The 17,021-nt window shown below is 39.3% G+C and carries 16 protein-coding genes and 2 pseudogenes; 10 read left to right on the top strand and 8 right to left on the bottom strand.

The window, feature by feature from the left end; all coding sequences use genetic code 11:
* Positions 1-178: 178 nt before the first annotated feature.
* Positions 179-490 (bottom strand): DUF4277 domain-containing protein, encoded by a 312-nt coding sequence (locus tag ACUVXA_RS04865; RefSeq protein WP_445870115.1) that lies wholly within the window; start codon positions 488-490, stop codon positions 179-181.
* A gap of 194 nt (positions 491-684) precedes the next feature.
* On the opposite strand from ACUVXA_RS04865, the gene ACUVXA_RS04860 reads away from it, so the two are divergent.
* The 5 genes from ACUVXA_RS04860 to ACUVXA_RS04840 all read left to right on the top strand — a co-directional run bounded on the left by ACUVXA_RS04860 (position 685) and on the right by ACUVXA_RS04840 (position 5,767).
* Positions 685-2,520: a DUF2070 family protein gene (locus ACUVXA_RS04860; RefSeq protein ID WP_445870114.1), complete on the top strand. Its 1,836-nt coding sequence runs from the start codon at positions 685-687 to the stop codon at positions 2,518-2,520.
* 252 nt (positions 2,521-2,772) lie between these two features.
* Positions 2,773-3,321 carry a pyruvate ferredoxin oxidoreductase subunit gamma gene (locus ACUVXA_RS04855; protein ID WP_445870117.1) on the top strand — a complete coding sequence of 183 codons (549 nt, stop codon included), beginning with the start codon at positions 2,773-2,775 and terminating at the stop codon, positions 3,319-3,321.
* On the top strand, positions 3,318-3,608 hold the full coding sequence (locus ACUVXA_RS04850) for a 4Fe-4S binding protein (RefSeq protein ID WP_445870113.1): 291 nt from the start codon (positions 3,318-3,320) through the stop codon (positions 3,606-3,608). Before ACUVXA_RS04855 ends, ACUVXA_RS04850 begins: the two co-directional genes overlap by 4 nt.
* A gap of 3 nt (positions 3,609-3,611) precedes the next feature.
* A complete protein-coding gene (locus ACUVXA_RS04845) occupies positions 3,612-4,829 on the top strand; it encodes a transketolase C-terminal domain-containing protein (protein ID WP_445870112.1) in 1,218 nt (405 codons plus the stop codon).
* Positions 4,829-5,767: a thiamine pyrophosphate-dependent enzyme gene (locus ACUVXA_RS04840; protein ID WP_445870111.1), complete on the top strand. Its 939-nt coding sequence runs from the start codon at positions 4,829-4,831 to the stop codon at positions 5,765-5,767. Before ACUVXA_RS04845 ends, ACUVXA_RS04840 begins: the two co-directional genes overlap by 1 nt.
* Positions 5,768-6,014: 247 nt before the next feature.
* Here ACUVXA_RS04840 and albA read toward each other — a convergent pair whose 3' ends face one another.
* On the bottom strand, positions 6,015-6,290 hold the full coding sequence (gene albA / locus ACUVXA_RS04835; protein WP_445870110.1) for a DNA-binding protein Alba: 276 nt from the start codon (positions 6,288-6,290) through the stop codon (positions 6,015-6,017).
* A 219-nt stretch (positions 6,291-6,509) separates the two neighbouring features.
* On the bottom strand, positions 6,510-7,421 hold the full coding sequence (locus ACUVXA_RS04830) for a 3-methyl-2-oxobutanoate dehydrogenase subunit beta (RefSeq protein ID WP_445870109.1): 912 nt from the start codon (positions 7,419-7,421) through the stop codon (positions 6,510-6,512).
* A gap of 242 nt (positions 7,422-7,663) precedes the next feature.
* Between ACUVXA_RS04830 and ACUVXA_RS04825 the strand changes: the two are divergent.
* The 3 genes and pseudogenes from ACUVXA_RS04825 to ACUVXA_RS04815 all read left to right on the top strand — a co-directional run.
* Positions 7,664-8,242 (top strand): annotated as a pseudogene (locus ACUVXA_RS04825) (2-oxoacid:acceptor oxidoreductase family protein); the annotation flags it as partial.
* Complete coding sequence (locus tag ACUVXA_RS04820; RefSeq protein WP_445870116.1) at positions 8,216-8,593, top strand: 4Fe-4S dicluster domain-containing protein; 378 nt, start codon at positions 8,216-8,218, stop codon at positions 8,591-8,593. The pseudogene ACUVXA_RS04825 and the gene ACUVXA_RS04820, both read left to right, overlap by 27 nt.
* Positions 8,593-9,807: pseudogene (locus ACUVXA_RS04815) on the top strand (transketolase C-terminal domain-containing protein). Before ACUVXA_RS04820 ends, ACUVXA_RS04815 begins: the two are co-directional and overlap by 1 nt.
* A gap of 72 nt (positions 9,808-9,879) precedes the next feature.
* Here the strand turns inward: ACUVXA_RS04815 and ACUVXA_RS04810 are convergent.
* Both ACUVXA_RS04810 and ACUVXA_RS04805 read right to left on the bottom strand, forming a co-directional pair.
* Positions 9,880-11,166, bottom strand: coding sequence for a Clp1/GlmU family protein (locus ACUVXA_RS04810; protein ID WP_445870108.1), 1,287 nt, complete (start codon positions 11,164-11,166; stop codon positions 9,880-9,882).
* Positions 11,163-11,927, bottom strand: a complete 765-nt coding sequence (locus ACUVXA_RS04805; RefSeq protein ID WP_445870107.1) for a hypothetical protein — start codon at positions 11,925-11,927, stop codon at positions 11,163-11,165. The genes ACUVXA_RS04810 and ACUVXA_RS04805 overlap by 4 nt, the downstream gene beginning before the upstream one ends.
* 376 nt (positions 11,928-12,303) lie before the next feature.
* Here ACUVXA_RS04805 and ACUVXA_RS04800 point away from each other — a divergent pair, with 376 nt between their 5' ends.
* Together ACUVXA_RS04800 and ACUVXA_RS04795 are read left to right on the top strand one after the other, a co-directional pair.
* Complete coding sequence (locus tag ACUVXA_RS04800; RefSeq protein WP_445870106.1) at positions 12,304-13,011, top strand: AAA family ATPase; 708 nt, start codon at positions 12,304-12,306, stop codon at positions 13,009-13,011.
* A 72-nt stretch (positions 13,012-13,083) separates the two neighbouring features.
* A complete protein-coding gene (locus ACUVXA_RS04795) occupies positions 13,084-13,767 on the top strand; it encodes a CDP-2,3-bis-(O-geranylgeranyl)-sn-glycerol synthase (protein ID WP_445870105.1) in 684 nt (227 codons plus the stop codon).
* A gap of 217 nt (positions 13,768-13,984) precedes the next feature.
* Here ACUVXA_RS04795 and ACUVXA_RS04790 read toward each other — a convergent pair whose 3' ends face one another.
* From ACUVXA_RS04790 to topA, 3 genes are all read right to left on the bottom strand, one after another.
* Entirely contained in the window at positions 13,985-14,377 is a 393-nt protein-coding gene (locus ACUVXA_RS04790; RefSeq protein WP_445870104.1) for a hypothetical protein, read from the bottom strand.
* Between the two features lie 113 nt (positions 14,378-14,490).
* Complete coding sequence (locus ACUVXA_RS04785) at positions 14,491-14,709, bottom strand: hypothetical protein (protein ID WP_445870103.1); 219 nt, start codon at positions 14,707-14,709, stop codon at positions 14,491-14,493.
* Positions 14,706-16,817 (bottom strand): DNA topoisomerase I, encoded by a 2,112-nt coding sequence (gene topA, locus ACUVXA_RS04780; RefSeq protein ID WP_445870102.1) that lies wholly within the window; start codon positions 16,815-16,817, stop codon positions 14,706-14,708. Before topA ends, ACUVXA_RS04785 begins: the two co-directional genes overlap by 4 nt.
* Between the last annotated feature and the right edge of the window lie 204 nt (positions 16,818-17,021).

Genomic DNA, 17,021 nt, shown 5'->3' with positions numbered 1-17,021 from the left:
AAAGTCTCTTACCCATCTCCGAACACCAACCCTTCGCCTCCCAGCCTAAATCCCCTACAAAATAGAGAACTTTTTCAACAGTATACTGGAAGAGGAGGGTGGTTATGTCCCAGTGTACGAACTTTGTGCCAGTCTTGAACTCGGTGATGGCGTTCACGGCGATGGTGGCCTCTATTTCCTATGTGTGGGGGTCTACTGCGTCTAGGGTTCGAGCTATTCGGTCGTCGTTGAGGAGTTCCGGGGGTATTCCAAGGATTTCCTCGATGGCTAGGTCTTCAGCCCAGGTGCTGACGCTGTACATGGGGGTGGGGCTGGTTAGGCGGTTGGCTATGAGGGCTTCAACGATGCTTCCGTGGCTGGTCTTGGGCTGGTTGGTGGGGCTTGTTCCGCAGAATTTGTCGACTTCTCCGGCTATGTTCAGCTTCTTCATTATCGGTACAATGAGCGTGAGCTGGTTTACACCCTTGCTTTTAACGCTCAGCAGCTTCATATAAATCCCAGTAAAATAGGCATTACATAAATATAAAAGTTAAATCTGCGAAAAATGGGTTATAAATTTTGATCGGGTGGATGAGGAGTGGATTCACCCGTCTGAGTAAAATTTAATAATAGTTGGGTTTCAATGAAAAGGAGTAAACTAAAGCTGGCTTCTTGACCATTATATTGTTTGGAAGGTTAGTCTATATGTGTGCTGAGATGGACCAGGCTGCTTCACTGTATCGGTTGCTATTCAAATTGCCATCGATGAAAAAACTATTGATATTTTCCATGGTGGCCTCCCTAATAATTGGTGTTACTGTAAGGCTTATTGCCCAATTCATGCTGCCGCTAATTACCAATATAATTGTGGGAACTGTTCAAGGGGCTTCTATTCTATTCGTTCCGATTGTTTTATCGGCTGTTCTGGTATGTCCTCTTATGAGAAATGAAATTGTTTGGGACAGAAGGCGGCTATTTGCGTTATCTTTTTTGTGTATGCTCTTTTTGAGCGTAGCCTATATTATAGGAGCGGTATTATACCGATTTACAAACCTTTCTATCATAATTTCTATAGGGTTTATTTTCGGGGCTTCCGCTATTTTTATGTTAAGATTATTAGTATTTCGCGCAATGACCGAGCTTAGTATATTTAGGTCTTTTATAACGGCTATTTCACAACCTTTGTTTTGCGTAGCCGCATTTTTACTTTTTGAAATGTTTACCCTTTATCCAAGAATAACTGAAAAAGCAATAATGTTTACGATAACTTTAACTGTATTTGGAGCAGCCACACTTTTATATCTGTGGCTGGTAGACAGACCCATACTTAAAGGATTAGGCTTAAGAGGTCTAAGGTTTTTTTACGGTTTTCTCCTAGACTGGATAGAAAACAAGCCAGACGTACTTGAAGAAAATTTTGAGAATATTGGGGAAATCACGTCACTCCCAGTGCTCACACTGTTATTCCAAACCTCAGGAACTCTGAGTAGCGTATTAGTTGCTCCCAACATTCACCCAGGTCCATTTAAAACAGTTGGTAGCAGCGAAATGCCATCCATTATCGTAAAGGAGATAACCGAAAAAACTGGAGCCGTAACCTCTGTAGCTCATGCGCCTTCAACACATGGTCAAAATTTGGCTTCGGCAAAAGAAATCAAAAAAGTATTAAAAACAGTTGAAAACTCTTTAGGTCAGTCTAACCTTGTTTCAAAAACTAGTCAATTTGTAACACACACAGAAGGCGAAGTGAAAATAAGCTGCCAAATTTTTGGAGATCTAGCCCTGCTAATAGTGACACTATCCCCCATAAGTTTCGATGACATAAACCTAGAATTAGGAGAACAAGTAAGAAAAGCCGCTATAAGTGAAGGAATAAAAGACGCTTTCCTAATAGACGCCCACAACTGTGGCGGAGATGTTCTAACACCTATCCTACCAAACACCGAAACCGCAAAAAAAATGATTAACGCCGCCAAAACAGCTGTTAAAAAATCAAAATCAAAAATGAGCCGAAACATCAAAGCCTACGCAGTTCAAACCCCTCCCGGGACCTTCGACAAATGGGAAGATATAGGGCCCACCGGCATCACGGTCCACGTAGTGGAGGTAGAAAACCAAAAAACCGCATACATAATAATCGATGGAAACAACATGATTCCCGGACTAAGAGAAAAAATACTCGACGCAGTCAAAAAAGCAGGAATAGATGAAGCTGAAGTAATGACCAGCGATACCCATATCCTCAATGCCGTAACATTAACTCCCAAAGGATACAACGCAGTTGGGGAAGTCGGAGATCACAAAAAAATAGTAACAACTATCCTAAACATGATAAAAGAAGCCTCAGAAAAGCTTCAACCCGCCAAAGTAGCGTACAGTATAAAAAACGCAGAAAAAATCAAAATCATAGGAGAAAAACAAATGGAGACCCTAACCACACAAATCATAAAATCCGTCTCAACCGCAAAAAAATCCATTCCCATAATAATCTTAGCGGCACTACTCAATATCATACTCCAAACCTTATTCTTCATACCCTAACTAAACCACTCTAATAAACAAAATAATACTACGAATCCCAAAAATGAGTAAAAACGCAATCCTTTAAAGCAATAAAACAAATTGTGTTAGATGCATAACCACAATTTTTAAGCATAACAATTCACTTACCCTCTCAAGAGTTAAACTACCTGAAAATAATAACTCCCGCAGAGAAGTTACTATAAAACTGTGGCAAAAATAAAACCAAACAAAAATATCAAAAACAAGCTTGGAGGAAAAACATTGAAAGACATCATCAAAATCCGATGGCACGGCCGCGGAGGACAGGGGGTCGTCACAGCGAGTAGGCTTGTTGCGGAGGCCGCGTTAAGGGAAGGAAAGAACGCTCAGGCGTTTCCGGCGTTCGGAGCTGAGAGGAAAGGCGCTCCAATTAAAGCGTTTACTAAGATAAGTGATAAACCGATACTTAGCAGATCACAGATCTATGATCCCGATATCGTGATAGTGCTGGATCCAACGTTGCTAAAAGTTGAAAACATTTCAGAGGGACTGAAGAAAGACGGGGTAATAATTGTAAATATTGATAAAAATCCGGAACAGTTGAAATCTGAGTTAAAGGTTAACAACAAGGTGGGGACACTAAACGCAACAAAAATTGCTATCGAAACTCTGGGCGTGGCGATAACCAACACCCCCCTCTTAGGCGCCCTCGCAAAAACCACGGGAATTTTAGGTTTGGATACTATTATTGATGTGACTAAAGAAAGGTTCAGAAAAGATCTGGCAGAAAAGAACATAAACGCTCTGAAAAGAGCATATGAGGAGGTAAAGGTAAGTTGAATAAATCCAAAAAGAAGCTATTGGCTTGGAATGAGATCCCTATAGGAGGATTCATAACAGAGCCTGGTAACGCTAGAGAATATAGAACTGGCGACTGGAGAGAAGGAAAAAAACCTGTATATGACAAAGACAAGTGCAACAAGTGTCTGCTATGTTGGATTTATTGCCCGGAAGGAGCTATAGAAAGAGAAGAAGACGGAATCAAGATTAACTACTTTTACTGTAAAGGCTGTGGGGTATGCAGTGTGGAGTGTCCCGTGAAAGCGATAGAAATGGAGGAGGAATAAAAGATGGGAAAGCTTGTCGCATTAACTGGAAACGAAGCCGTAGCCCACGCTGTGAAGCAATCTAAGCCTGATGTAATCGCTATGTACCCTATAACTCCTCAAACACAGATTGTTGAAGAACTATCACAATTCCACGCTGATGGTGAGCTGGACGCAGAACTTATGCCTGCAGAATCCGAGCACTCGGCTATGTCTGCTTGCATTGGGGCATCTCTAACAGGAGCTAGGGTATTTACCGCCTCCGCTTCACAAGGTATAGCTCTAATGTATGAGATGTTGTTCGTTGCTTCCTCTTTCAGATTGCCCATAGTTATGGCAGTATCTAACAGGGCATTGAACAGCCCATTGAATATTTGGAACGATATGAGCGACACTATGGGTGCAAGAGATTCAGGCTGGATACAGATCTATAATCGAAACGCCCAGGAATCCTACCACACAATTTTTCAAGCGTTCAGAATAGCAGAAGACAAAGATGTGCAGTTACCAGTAATGTCCTGTCATGACGGCTTCATAATAAGCCACGCCACCGAGGGAATGGAACTCTTAGAGCAAGAGGATGTGGACGATTTCCTACCCCTTCGAGAAGCAGTCCTTCCAATAGATGTAAACAATCCAATCACCGTAGGTTGTGTCGGAGTACCCGAATACTACCCGGAAATAAAAGTCCAACAGGAAGTCGCTACACAAGAATCCCTGAAAACTATCAAAAAAGTCTTCAACGATTTTAACAAAAGATTCGATACAACTTACAAGATTATCTCGAAACACAAGATGGAAGATGCAGAGGTAGCATTATTAGCCATAGGGTCACTTGCGGGAACCGCCCAAGAAGCAGTCAACAAAATGAGAAAAGAAGGAAAAAAGATAGGCCTCGTCACAATTCGTGTCTTCCGACCCTTCCCGATAAAAGAATTACAAGAATCACTCAAAAACGTAAAAGCCATAGGAGTAATAGACCGCCACATCAGTTTCGGATCAATGGGCGGTGCACTAGGGATGGAATTAAGAGCAGCATTGTACGAACTCAAAGACCGGCCACATGTTATAAGCTTCCCCACTGGTCTAGGAGGAAGAGACACAAGAATCGAACACATCGAGAAAGCTTCTGAGCTACTTTTTGGAATTGCCAAAAAGGACCAATTGGAAGAAAATTACAAGGTCGTGGGCTGCAGAGGCCCAGGATGCATAAATGTAACATATGACGGAGGAGTAGAGTAATGTCCCTAAAAAGCTTACCAACACAAGAATATTTTACCCAAGGGCACAGATTGTGTTCGGGCTGCGGAGCCGGAACAGCACTAAGACAGATATTCACCGCACTTGACAAACCTCCTATAGTAGTAAACGCCACATGCTGCGTAGAAGTGGCAACCACACCCTACCCCTACACAAACTGGAACGTAAACTGGATACACCCCGCCTTCGAATGCACCGCTGCAACCGCAGCGGGGGTAGAAGCAGGACTCAAAGCACTACAAAGAAAAGGAAGAATTCCTAAAACAAATAATCCCATAATAGCTCTTGCTGGTGATGGAGGAACCTATGATATCGGTTTTCAAGCCTTGTCTGGAGCGTTGGAACGAGGTCATAATTTTACCTATATTTGTTATTCAAATGAGGCGTACATGAACACCGGTATTCAGCGGAGTAGTGCTACGCCAAAGTATGGATGGACAACAACCAGCGCCTCCGGTAAAGTCGTTCCAGGTAAAATTCAATTTCAGAAGGATATTATGAAAATTGTTGTTGCACACGAAATTCCCTACGCTGCTACCGGAAGCCCAGCATACCCAATGGACTTGATAAAAAAGGTTCGCGAAGCCATTGCGGTTGAAGGACCAGCATTCCTACTAGTTTTAGCTACATGCCCTAGGGGCTGGAGAACCGAATCAGAACTCACTATAGAGATTGCTAGACAGGCTGTACTTACTCGCTACTGGCCACTGTACGAGGTGGAAAATGGAAAGTACAGAATAACGAAAAATATTGTTAAAAAGAGACCAGTAGAAGAGTATCTAAAATATCAGGGTAAATTTAGACACCTATTCAGGCCAAAACGCCAAGAAGAACTAATACAGGAAATTCAGAATTACGTGGACAGAAAATGGCAAGAACTAGTAGACTTGGAGAAAATGGCTCAAAAAAACACCGACTAAAAATTCCATTTAACTCTAGAATTAGCAACCATAGTAAAGCTGATACTTGAGGTAACACTTTTTCCTAAAATAAAAGTAATATCAAAAAGTACTGCCCTTCATGCAAAGGTTCCACATTATTATTTCTAATCCTATGTTCTCTCCATCGCTTTTTTATATCCAAAGTAAACATCAATCATTAGAGCAGTTTTGAAACTAGGAATAATATGCCCTCTGATTTTTGTACTGAAGTGGTTCAGTTTTAATTTCACTTGCTGAGTGTGATTTCTATAGCGGAAACATTTGCAGTACCGCCTTCAGCCGCTTGAATTTGCTCTGTGCCGATTTTAATGTTCTTGACTTTGAGGTCTTTCATGAATCTAGTTCGCAGAATTTCTGCAACGTCGACTGCGCGACTAATAGATTTTCCTCTTGCCTTCAAAATGATTTCGTTAAAACCGCGATTTAACTGGGTGACACAGGCTAAAACATAGTCCATAACCGACTTTCTTCCAATAAAGATTGTGTTTTCATCTGACAACATAGTTCACCTCTGAAAGTACCCTTCAGTAGGTATCTCCGAATCGCCTAGGATTAGCCCTCCTACTACCGGGTACAATGGATTAAATTTTTAGTTCTCGGCATGTAGTTGCCAAATCTGCTTATTTCGATATAATAGAACTTCATAACATGGTATTAATAAAGATACCCTAAAAATGGGAATTTAAAATAAGGAATAAAGCTGCAAAAGTAGTCTCTTTTCCTAATAAACGGGGCAGCCTTCCTCAAATTTAGTATACCTTTCCCACTGCTCATCAACCCAACGCTGAAGCTCTCGGATTTCCTCGCCCTTAATGTCCTTAAACCTACCCTGAAGTCTAATGTACTCCTCTATAGGCTTCCTTTTTGACGAATCCATTAACCGCTTACTGGGAGAACTCAGCCTAAAAACACCATTTTCAACCTCGTAAAGAACCCACATACCTGTCTCCACCGCCAATTTACCAATCTCCACCGTCAACTCCGTATCAAACCGCCAACCCGGAGGACAAGGCGCCAGAATATGAACATACTTGGTACCCTCAATACCCTTAGCCTTCTTCATCTTCTCGTAAAGATCCTTGGAATAGCTTGGACACGCCGTAGCAACATAAGGAATATTATGAGCCGCCATAATCATAGGAACATTCTTCTTCTGCTGCTTCTTACCAAAAGGCGTCGTAGTCGTCCAAGCACCCATAGGAGTACTACTACTCCTCTGAGTACCAGTATTCATATACGCCTCATTATCATAACAAATATAAATAAAATTAGTACCCCTCTCTGCAGCACCCGAAAGTGCCTGAATACCAATATCCGTGGTCCCACCATCACCAGCCCACGTTACCACGTTGACATTTTTCCTGCCCAGATATTCTAACGCTGCAACAATTCCGGAAGCAACGGATCCACCAGCGGCGAACGCCATGTCCAAATAGGTCACCCCCGCAGAACTTTTCGGCCACCAACCGACATACACGTTAGCACAGGACGCAGGCACAACCATAACGGTCTTCTTTCCCAGAGCCTTGAGAACCCATCTAATAGACAGTGTTGAACCACATCCTTGACATGATGAATTACCTGGTAGCCAAAGCTCCTCAGGAACCTCAGAGTACAATGCTTTATACGCCATTTTCAACCCTTACAATTTTTTTGTAGTAAAACAAAAACAGCGTCCATTTAAAAAGTTAGTGTGTAAAAATAGTTGCATACTTCTTTTTCAAGCTTTTATGCGTAAATTTTAAGTGTTAAACCTGTTTTGTATTCCCCTAATCTAGTCAATTTTTATTACCCAAAACTGTTTTAAGCACAAAATTGTGTATCTAACTAACCCAACAATTTTGGATAAGAAAACTTCATCTTGGAGGTACTCAAATGCCAGCAAAAATATACGAGACACGATGGCATGGTCGCGGAGGACAAGGAACGGTCACAGCCGCGAGAACTTTAGCGGAAGCCGCGTTTCATGAAGGTTATCAAGGGGTTCAGACCATTCCTTTCTTTGGAGCTGAGCGTCGTGGTGCTCCGGTGGCGGCTTTTACGCGTTTTTCTAGGGAGCCGATTCGGATTCATTCTGATGTGTATGCTCCCGATATTGTGGTTGTTGTTGACTTTTCGTTGTTTGAGTCGGGTTTGGCTCGGATTACTGATGGTTTGAAGGCTGGTGGGGTTCTTGTTGTTAATTCTCCGGAGAATTCTGAGTTGATTGGTAGGATTGGCAAGCTTCCGAAGGGTGCTAGGGTTTTTACTGTGGATGCTACTAGTATTTCTATTGAGCTTGGTTTGGAGGTTGCGGGTTTGGCTCTTAGTGCTACGCCTATGCTGGGTGCTTTTGCGAAGGCTACGGGTTTGATTAGTTTGGATTCCACGTTGGAGGCTTTGAGTGATAAGTTTTCGGGTGATCAGGCTGAGAAGAATCTTAGGGCGGTGGAGTTGGCTTTTGAGAGAACGGAGGAGCATAGGGTTCCTGAGGAGTACTATCTTGAGGGTGATTTGCCTGTTTCTAAGCGTGAGAGGGTTTCTCAGTTTCATACTTGGAAGGATTTGACGTTGATACCTATTTCGAAGCCTGCGGATGCTAGTATGGGGATTACTGGTGAGTGGCGGGTTTTTAAGCCCGTTTTTGATCGGGATGATTGTAATAGGTGTTTGGCTTGTTGGATGTTTTGTCCGGAGAACGTGGTGAGTGTTGATGAGGAGGGTTATCCAGTGATTGATTATACGTATTGTAAGGGCTGTGGGGTGTGTGTGTCTGTGTGTCCTAAGAAGAATATGCATTTGATTAGAGAAGAGGAGGAAGCGTGATGGCGAGAACTGTGATTACGACTGGGAATTATGCTGCGGCTCAGGCGGCGGCTTTGGCTAGACCTGCGGTTATTGCGGCTTATCCAAACTGAGCAGGATTCTTGTCTTGTTTGGGGATAGTAACGCCGCAGACGGGTATTGTTGAGAAATTGTCAGACTATGTTGATAGTGGCGAGTTGAATGCTAAGTTTGTGCGTGTTGAGTCTGAGCACTCGGCTATGGCGGCTTGTATCGGTGCTGCTCTTACTGGAGTGAGAACTTTTACAGCTACCTCTGCTCATGGTTTGGCTCTTATGCATGAGATGGTTCACTGGGCGGCGGCTTCACGTTTACCGATTGTTATGGCTATAGTTAATAGGGCTATGGGTCCTCCATGGAATATCTGGGCGGATCACACCGATTCGGTTTCTCAGAGAGATACTGGTTGGATGCAGATTTATACTGCTAATCATCAGGATGCTTTTGATTCGATTATTCAGGCGTATAAGATTGCGGAGGATAAGGAGATTCTGTTGCCTATGATGGTTTGTTATGAGGGGTTTACTATTAGTCATACCTCTCAGCCTGTCATAGTTCCTGAACAAGAGGAGGTTGATGCCTTTCTTCCCCCTTACAATCCTACACATCTACGCATAGATTTGGATAATCCTATTACCTATGGGAACCTGCAGAATCCCAGTGACTGGTTCTATGAGTTTAAGTATCTTATACAATTAGCTCAAGAGAATGCTAAAAGGAAAATAGTGGAGGTGGCCTCCGATTTTAAAAAGAGGTTCGGCAGGTTTCATGGTGACTTGGTTGAAGAGTATCGGTGTAGTGATGCGGATGCAGTTATTTTCTGCATGGGTTCTTTTGCTGATCAGGCTATGGTGGCTGTTGACGAGTTAAGAGAGGAAGGCTATAGAGCGGGCTCAGTTAAGTTGAGGACTTTTAGACCTTTTCCTGATGAGGAAATCCGTAGAATTGCAAGAAGTGTAAAAGCCATTTCTGTTATAGACCGGAATCTTTCGCCGGGGAAAGGTGGGGCGTCAGCGTCTGAAATAAAGGCTGCATTATACACGGAGGATAAGAGGCCGCCTGTTTTGGAATTTATTGCGGGTCTTGGTGGCAGGGATGTTACGGTGCAGGATCAGAAAGATGCGTTAAAAAAGGCTTTTGAGGTTATCGAAACCGGTGAAATAGTAAAGGAAATAGGATGGATTGGAAGAAAGTAATAAATTTTTGTATTTCTTTCATAGTCCCTATTTTATGGGAGTAAATTATTACTAGTTTAAAATTTTTGGAATTTAGAGTATTTTTGTGTATCCTAATTCTTCCCCCTCCCTGCTAACTTTTATTTGCCCAAATTGTGCAAATCTGATTTTTTCTTTTTCAGCAGAAGTGTAAAATGTGATTTCGCGTTTTTCAAAATTCACTTTTTTTACTATACCTATACCAACATACTCGTTGTTTTTGTCTTGAAAAGCAACTAGAACATTTTCAAAATCTCTTTTTTGGACTATATATACTTCGTTTTTTCCTAACTGGTTCTCCAAATATTTGATTATTTCCAGAGTTATCCTAATTTCTTCATCTGGTAGTACAATGTATAATATATCCGCGGATTCTTCTATATAAACCGGAAAGTACCCAAAAATTTGTTTTATCTCTCCAAATTTTTCTGGTTTTACTTGAGTGCCTGAACCTAATAACGTGAATCTTAGATCAATTTGTTCTAGATTTAAGGTTATTTCTCGGCCATTTTCTAAACTTTTTCGATACAAGATTTCTCTAAGAAATTTTCTATTCTCTCTATTTCTTCTATATGTTTTTGGGGCGGGGAGTCGAATAATTTTAGCCAGAGAGTCTTCAAATGGCGCTAGTAGATGTTCTATCTCACTTCCTCTTTGTAGTGCAATCAGAATTCTGGGTTGTAACATTAAGATTAAAGATGTCTTAAGTTCTCTCGCGCTTCTTCCATATACCCACCCAGAAGTATCTATCAGAACTATTTCTGCATTATTCTCTAAAGCCTTTTTTACCATCATTCCCATTCCTGCGATTACCCGGTGCAATAATCGAGCGGGAGTATTTGAACCCACAAAGTGAGCTGCTTTTAATTTAACTTCGGATAGCACAGAAACCGTTTTCTCCATAAAACCCATACTGACAAAGCAAGGTTGACCAATACTGCTTTGCCCCACATCCGCATCAATAACTGCGACTTTAAACCCCTTTTTGAAAGCAGCATTAGCCAAAAAGGCTGTTAAAGACGTTTTACCAGAATCTACATCCCCCAGTATAGGTATTATTGTAGGAGTTTCCATTTCATCGAAAAGATTAGTAGCAATTACCCACTGTTTAGGAAACGGTTCCTCTAAGGACTCAATGGCTTCCTCGTTATCAACATAAATTTCAAGTGTTGTTTCTGAAACGGTTTTAATGGGGAATGCTTTTCCCATGGTGATAACTATGTTCTCCTCTTTTCCCAAAGTGTTTCCAAGTATGGAAATCTCTCCTTTAATAATTCTAATTCTTGCTGGGCCTTTTACTAGAAGTGTTTGATTTGGGTTGAATTCGATTGTTTTTTTCACGAATTTTTCCTCGTAGTTTTCTTTTTTTGAGATTCAATAGCAAGATCTAGACTAATTTCTCCTTTCGCCACTCTTAGTGCATTAGATTCATCTATTGTTATTTTACCTTGGGAAGCTTGGCGACTCATTTTTTGAATATTTTTGATTACACCTTTTTTTATCATCTGTAATTTTTCAAATTCCTGTGGTTTTAATCCTTTTTTATTTGCAATTGCTATGGCTGCCTTGGTATCCTTTGTCGCTCGTGAACCTCTTGAAGTTTCAAACTCGTTAACCAGTTCTAAATCAGCATCCACTTCTTTTAACAGTTCTAATAGTTGTTTATAGTAAAGCGGATTGCCCGTTCCGATTCGGATAATTCTTCTAACTGCAGGGAAGGTTTTTAATATATTTTTAATAATTTCAGCGGCCTCTTTAGAGGAAAACGATTTATGCGTTTCCAATACCTTTTTATTGATGAGCACAGCTATACCATAGGTTTTTCCTGGATCCACTCCCACAATTATTAATGAAGGCTCACTCTCGGTTAAAACATAGCGTAATCTTGGAACGATGGGATTAGAATCTTCATCATCAACTATCAGAATATTTGGATGGAGGGTTAATTTTTCCTCACTGCTGGAGGTAATGACGCATTTAATTTCTTTGGGTATAGCCTCGCCGGGCTTTATGCTGATAAAATATATGCCTTCATTTTTTAGCTCTTGGACAACTTTGTAATATAGTCGCATGTTGCTAGTTACTACTGCTATTTCCGCCAAGGTTTTACTACTCCCTTATTTAAGGATCATAACTTTCTTCATATTGTTCTAACCGTTAGCCTATTGGTAAAAATTAATTTTGAGGAACTGTCCTTATTAGAATAATTTGTACAAGTATAATAGGCTCAAGTTCAACTTTAATAATATTTAATTGATCAAAATAAAATTTTTGACTCAGTATTTTTTATATTAAATTAGTGTAACATAAATAGAAAAGTTAAATCAAAAAAATGGAACTATTTGCACCTAATGAATATAAATATCTAATAAAGTTCAACTATTAACGTTATGGGTTATGCAGAATATATTAACAGCGGATTAGTAACCTAAAACTATTCTAATTGGTCTTGAAAATCGTAAAAAAGATGAATTAAGAATGACTCTAGAAAAAAGTAAAAAAACTAATTATCAAAGAATTTCGGCAGGAATTCCTATTCTTGATAACGCCCTAGATGGAGGAATACCTCTAGGCTTGATAACTCATATTTTTGGAGCCTCAGCAACTGGAAAAACTACTCTTGCCCTTCAATATGCATTAAATATCGCAAAGAATGGGATGAAAACACTCTATATAGATACTGAGTACGGGGTCCATCCTACCAGAGTGCTACAAATGGCCAATTCTAAGAAGCTTCTACAATTCCTAATTATAATTAGACCAAAAACTTTTGCTGAGCAATCTAGTTTTATTGATAAAATAGAATCTTTAATAGTTAAAGACGTAAAAATAATAGTCATTGACACCGCAACAAGATTATACAGAGCAGAATTAGAATCTCTTCCTAAAAATGTTGTCTTGAACCGTGAGCTTAACCGACAAATGGCAGAACTATTAAACTTAGCAAGCAAACATAAAATAGCGGTTATAGCAATCAATCAAGTTTCAGCGGAATCTAAAGAAAACGGAAACCAAATCAAACCCGCTGGTGGAAGTATCCTATCATACTGGTCATCATTGGATTTGAAAATGGAATACGTTGAAATGGGAATAAGACGCTTAATTATAGCTAAAAATATTGCAGAAACTGAAAAAACAATGATTAATTTATTATTAACAAAAAAAGGATTAAATCATCCGCAGTAAACTGCTGGAAGAAAATTTTTAAAAAAGTATAACTAATTAATAAAATTATATTTACTGGAGGTACCGTAATACATGGATATTTTACCTGCTATTATAATGGCGTTCTGGTTTATTTTGCCAGCATACGCAGCTAATGGACTTGCTGTGGTTTTTGGTAGAGGTCAAAGATTAAACAAGCCTTTAGATTTTGGGCGTAATTTTATAGATAATAGACGCATCTTTGGGGATGGTAAGACGGTTCGCGGCCTTATTGGAGGAACCGCGTTTGGAACCCTAATAGGTGCTTTACAATTTATCACTGGAGAACAAATAACGCTACCTTGGTTACTCTCTAATGCGCCAATTGGATTATGGATTTATATCGCATCATCTCTAGGTGCCTCTGGAATAATACTATACTTCTTAATTTATCAGTGGTTAACTTTCTCACCGTTACTCTTTATTCTAATGGGTTTACCGACTAACACAAAGACAATATTAGCCCCAACTATTTTTCAAGGTTTTCTATTGTCACTTGGTGCTTTGATGGGCGATTTGATAGGGTCTTTCATAAAGAGAAGGCTTAACCTTCAAAGGGGACAACCAGCACCAGTACTAGACCAATTAGATTTCGTAATAGGAGCGTTAACGTTCTCATTTATCGAAATCATGCCCTCCATAGAGATTATTATTATAATACTCGTTTTGACACCAATAATACATCTCATAGCAAATATGATTGGTTATAAATTAAAACTCAAAAGGGAACCTTGGTAATCTATTTCCCAAAAAGTTTTTCAAAAATAACCCATTTATTTATTATTCTTGTCTCGCGTATTAGAGCGAACATACCCGTCTTGAACATATTAATATGGTATTATATAACTTTTAATTATAGCAGAGCCAATTTTAAACATTGATAATGTGTACAAGATCAGAAAGAATAAGAACCATTACCCTATTAAGATTTAAAAATATGAAAAAAGCCTTGCCACTAACTACGCGCCCAAGGGAATAACCATTGACTTTTCGGTATCAACATCCAATATAGCAGTATTATCGAAATCACTACAAATAATATTCCTATTATGAGTAACTTTGTGGCATAACTTGCATTATAAACGTGTTTTGTAGACTCATAAATCAATAAAAATCCTATGAAACCTACAAAAATAAGAGCACATGACAATAAAGTTTCTATACCGTATTGACCTTGCAGGCTAGTGTCAACTATCGATGCGCCTGTAGGATTACTAAATGAAGGAGTAGGATTTGTAGTTAGATAGTAGACCCCACCGCCCATGGCAAAAAGAACAATGCCCAGAATAATACCGAAAGCTATTAAGGGCGAAAGCCCAGGGGCCAACTTAAATTTCAATCTTTTCATTTAAATCCACCCATATTACAAATATTTGAATAGGGGCTAAGAATTTTTAACCATTCTAGCTTAAATAAATTCCCCTCCTATTAATGAATTATTAATTATTACACACGGGCAAGTTATTTTGAGTTTTCTTCTAGTATATGTATAGCAACTTCTCTAGCCCATTCTCCCGTGTTCTCATTTTCTATTACTTTTTTAAGATATTCTTGCCAGCTTACGTTCATTGATTTCTTCCAATCATCAAATTTTTCTTTAAGATTAAAGTATGCAGATTGGTGGTTTTCGCAGTAACCTGATTCTTCATATCCATTGAGATTACAAATGGGGCACTTCATTGAGAATCTTCTCCCTGTTGGGCTTCTTGTTTTCTTCCAGGACAATTCTGCCAGTTTATACACATGTTCCAAGGTTTCTTTCCAATGCGTCTAATACGGATTGTTGGAAAGTCACAATGTGGGCATTTTTTTCCTGTGGCTTCTATATCCCCTCTTTGGGGTATAGGAACGCTAAAGTTGCACGTCTTTGTCCAGTAATTGGAACATCCAACAAACCTTTTACGGGTTTTTCTGGAATAGGTTATTGTGAGTCGCCCATTCTCACAAACGGGACATATACCTATGATGCTTTGTTCCTTTCTTAAACTTATTATTGCCTCTGAAAGTCCTTCGCCGACTGCTTGTTCTTTTAACTTGAAATCCTTCAAAATTGGAGTAAGCTTTTCTACAGCATCAATGATTACTTCCTGTCTAGTACTTTTTTCTATTTCAATATCTTCCATTTCTTGTTCAAGTTCGCGGGTAAGTTCTACGGATAAAACTTCAGAACAATATTTTGAAAGTAAGCTAATTACCGAGAAACCAAGGGGAGTCATACTTATTCTTTCTCCCGTAACATATCCCCTACTATATAAAGTATCTATTATTTCTGCCCTCGTGGCTTTAGTACCTATGTGTTGATTTTCCATTAAAGATAGAACACTTTTTGGATTGAATCTCGGAGGAGGGGAAGTGTACTTATCGACGATTTCTATTAAATCTAATTTAATTTCTTGCCCTTCATTTAATTGCGGTAAAATCAATTCTTCACTTTTTACATAGGGCGAATAATATTTCTGCCAGCCTGGTTTCAAGATTCTACGCCCACGCAAGTAAAAAAGATGTCCATTAATATTTACTTCAACCTTTAAACTCTCTCGAATTGCGGGGTCCCCAAAAATTGCTAAAAATCTTCGGATTACCAGGTCAAAGATTTTTCTCTCGCTATCATTTAGTTTCTTTTCTGGTAGATTTCCTGTCGGATGAATTGGTGGGTGTGCTGGATCCTCTTTTCTACCTTGTATTGGAACAAGTTTTTCTTTTGATAATAATTCACGAATCATTTCAGAGTATTGTTTAATACTTGATAATGATTTCATAATAGCCCGAGTGTCAATTGATGGTGGAAATTTTTGGCTACTGGTCCGAGGATAAGAAATTAAAGCGTTAAGGTACAATCCTTCAGCTATTCTAAGGGTACGGCTGGGTGTGAATCTAAAGTTACTGTAAGCCTCGGATTGCAAAGTACCTAAATCAAAGGGCGTAGGAGGTCGATGAACTGATTTTTGGGTCTGAATTTGAGAAATTATACCTCTTTTATTATAGCATTCGTTTAGAGTCTTTTCCGCTTCCTTCTTTATCCAAATTTTTCTCTTTGAATATTCGAGGGGATATTTTTCGCCATTTATTAAAGCAACTGCATTAATATCCCAATAGGGTTTTGGAACAAAACTCCGAATCTTTTTCTCCCTCTCAGCGATAAAAGCCAAAGTGGGCCCCTGTACACGGCCAGTACTCAGGGCTTTATACATACCTGAAGCTTTTTTTAATGATAGTATCATCGCTCTGGAAAGATTGATACCGTAGATCCAATCTATTTCGTGGCGTGTACGACCTGCTTCTATTAACCCCCAATCAAGTGTTGGTGATAATGAATTAAAAGCTTCAGATAGGTCTTGTTTAGTTAAGGTCGAAAATTTCATTCTTTGGGCTTTATTCAGGCTTGATTCGCCACAAGCGTATTTTAAAACACTGTAGGCTATTTGGCTACCTTCTATGTCAAAATCTGTGGCAGAAATAAAATTTTTTGCCTCTTTTGCAAGTTTGGATATAATCTGTATAAAGTTTTTCGTATTTTTGGATATCTTGTTTATCATGTATGCGGGAACCCATTTTGTTTGAAATACGGGGTACGTCCAACCTTTACCCTCTTGAGTGACCGAATAAAGATGTCCAATAGCGGGGACTATTCTTATTTTCTGACCGTCTTTTTCAATATCATAATAGGTAACACTTTGCTCTTCATGTTTTATTGGTATTCCCTTATCATTTAAGGCCTCTGCAATACGTTTGGCAGAACTTGGCTTTTCAGTAATTAACAGTGTGTAACTCGTACTGTTACACCTCACTTGATTTTTTAACATATTTTTATATTAAAGATATGTATTGGGAGGGTGATTAAGTTAGGAATATTCATGAATATACTGGAATGTTATATATAACTTCTCCAAAAAGAGAAAGTGATGAATAAATTCCTAATTATTATCTAGAATTCATAAGATTTTAATATTTATTCTCAAGTTTTGTGGTTTATAAGTAAGATATTAGTTTCT

It is taken from the genome of Candidatus Jordarchaeum sp. (assembly GCF_052745115.1).
The sequence above is the reverse complement of the archived record's forward strand: the minus strand, read 5'-3'. Positions and strand labels throughout refer to the sequence as shown.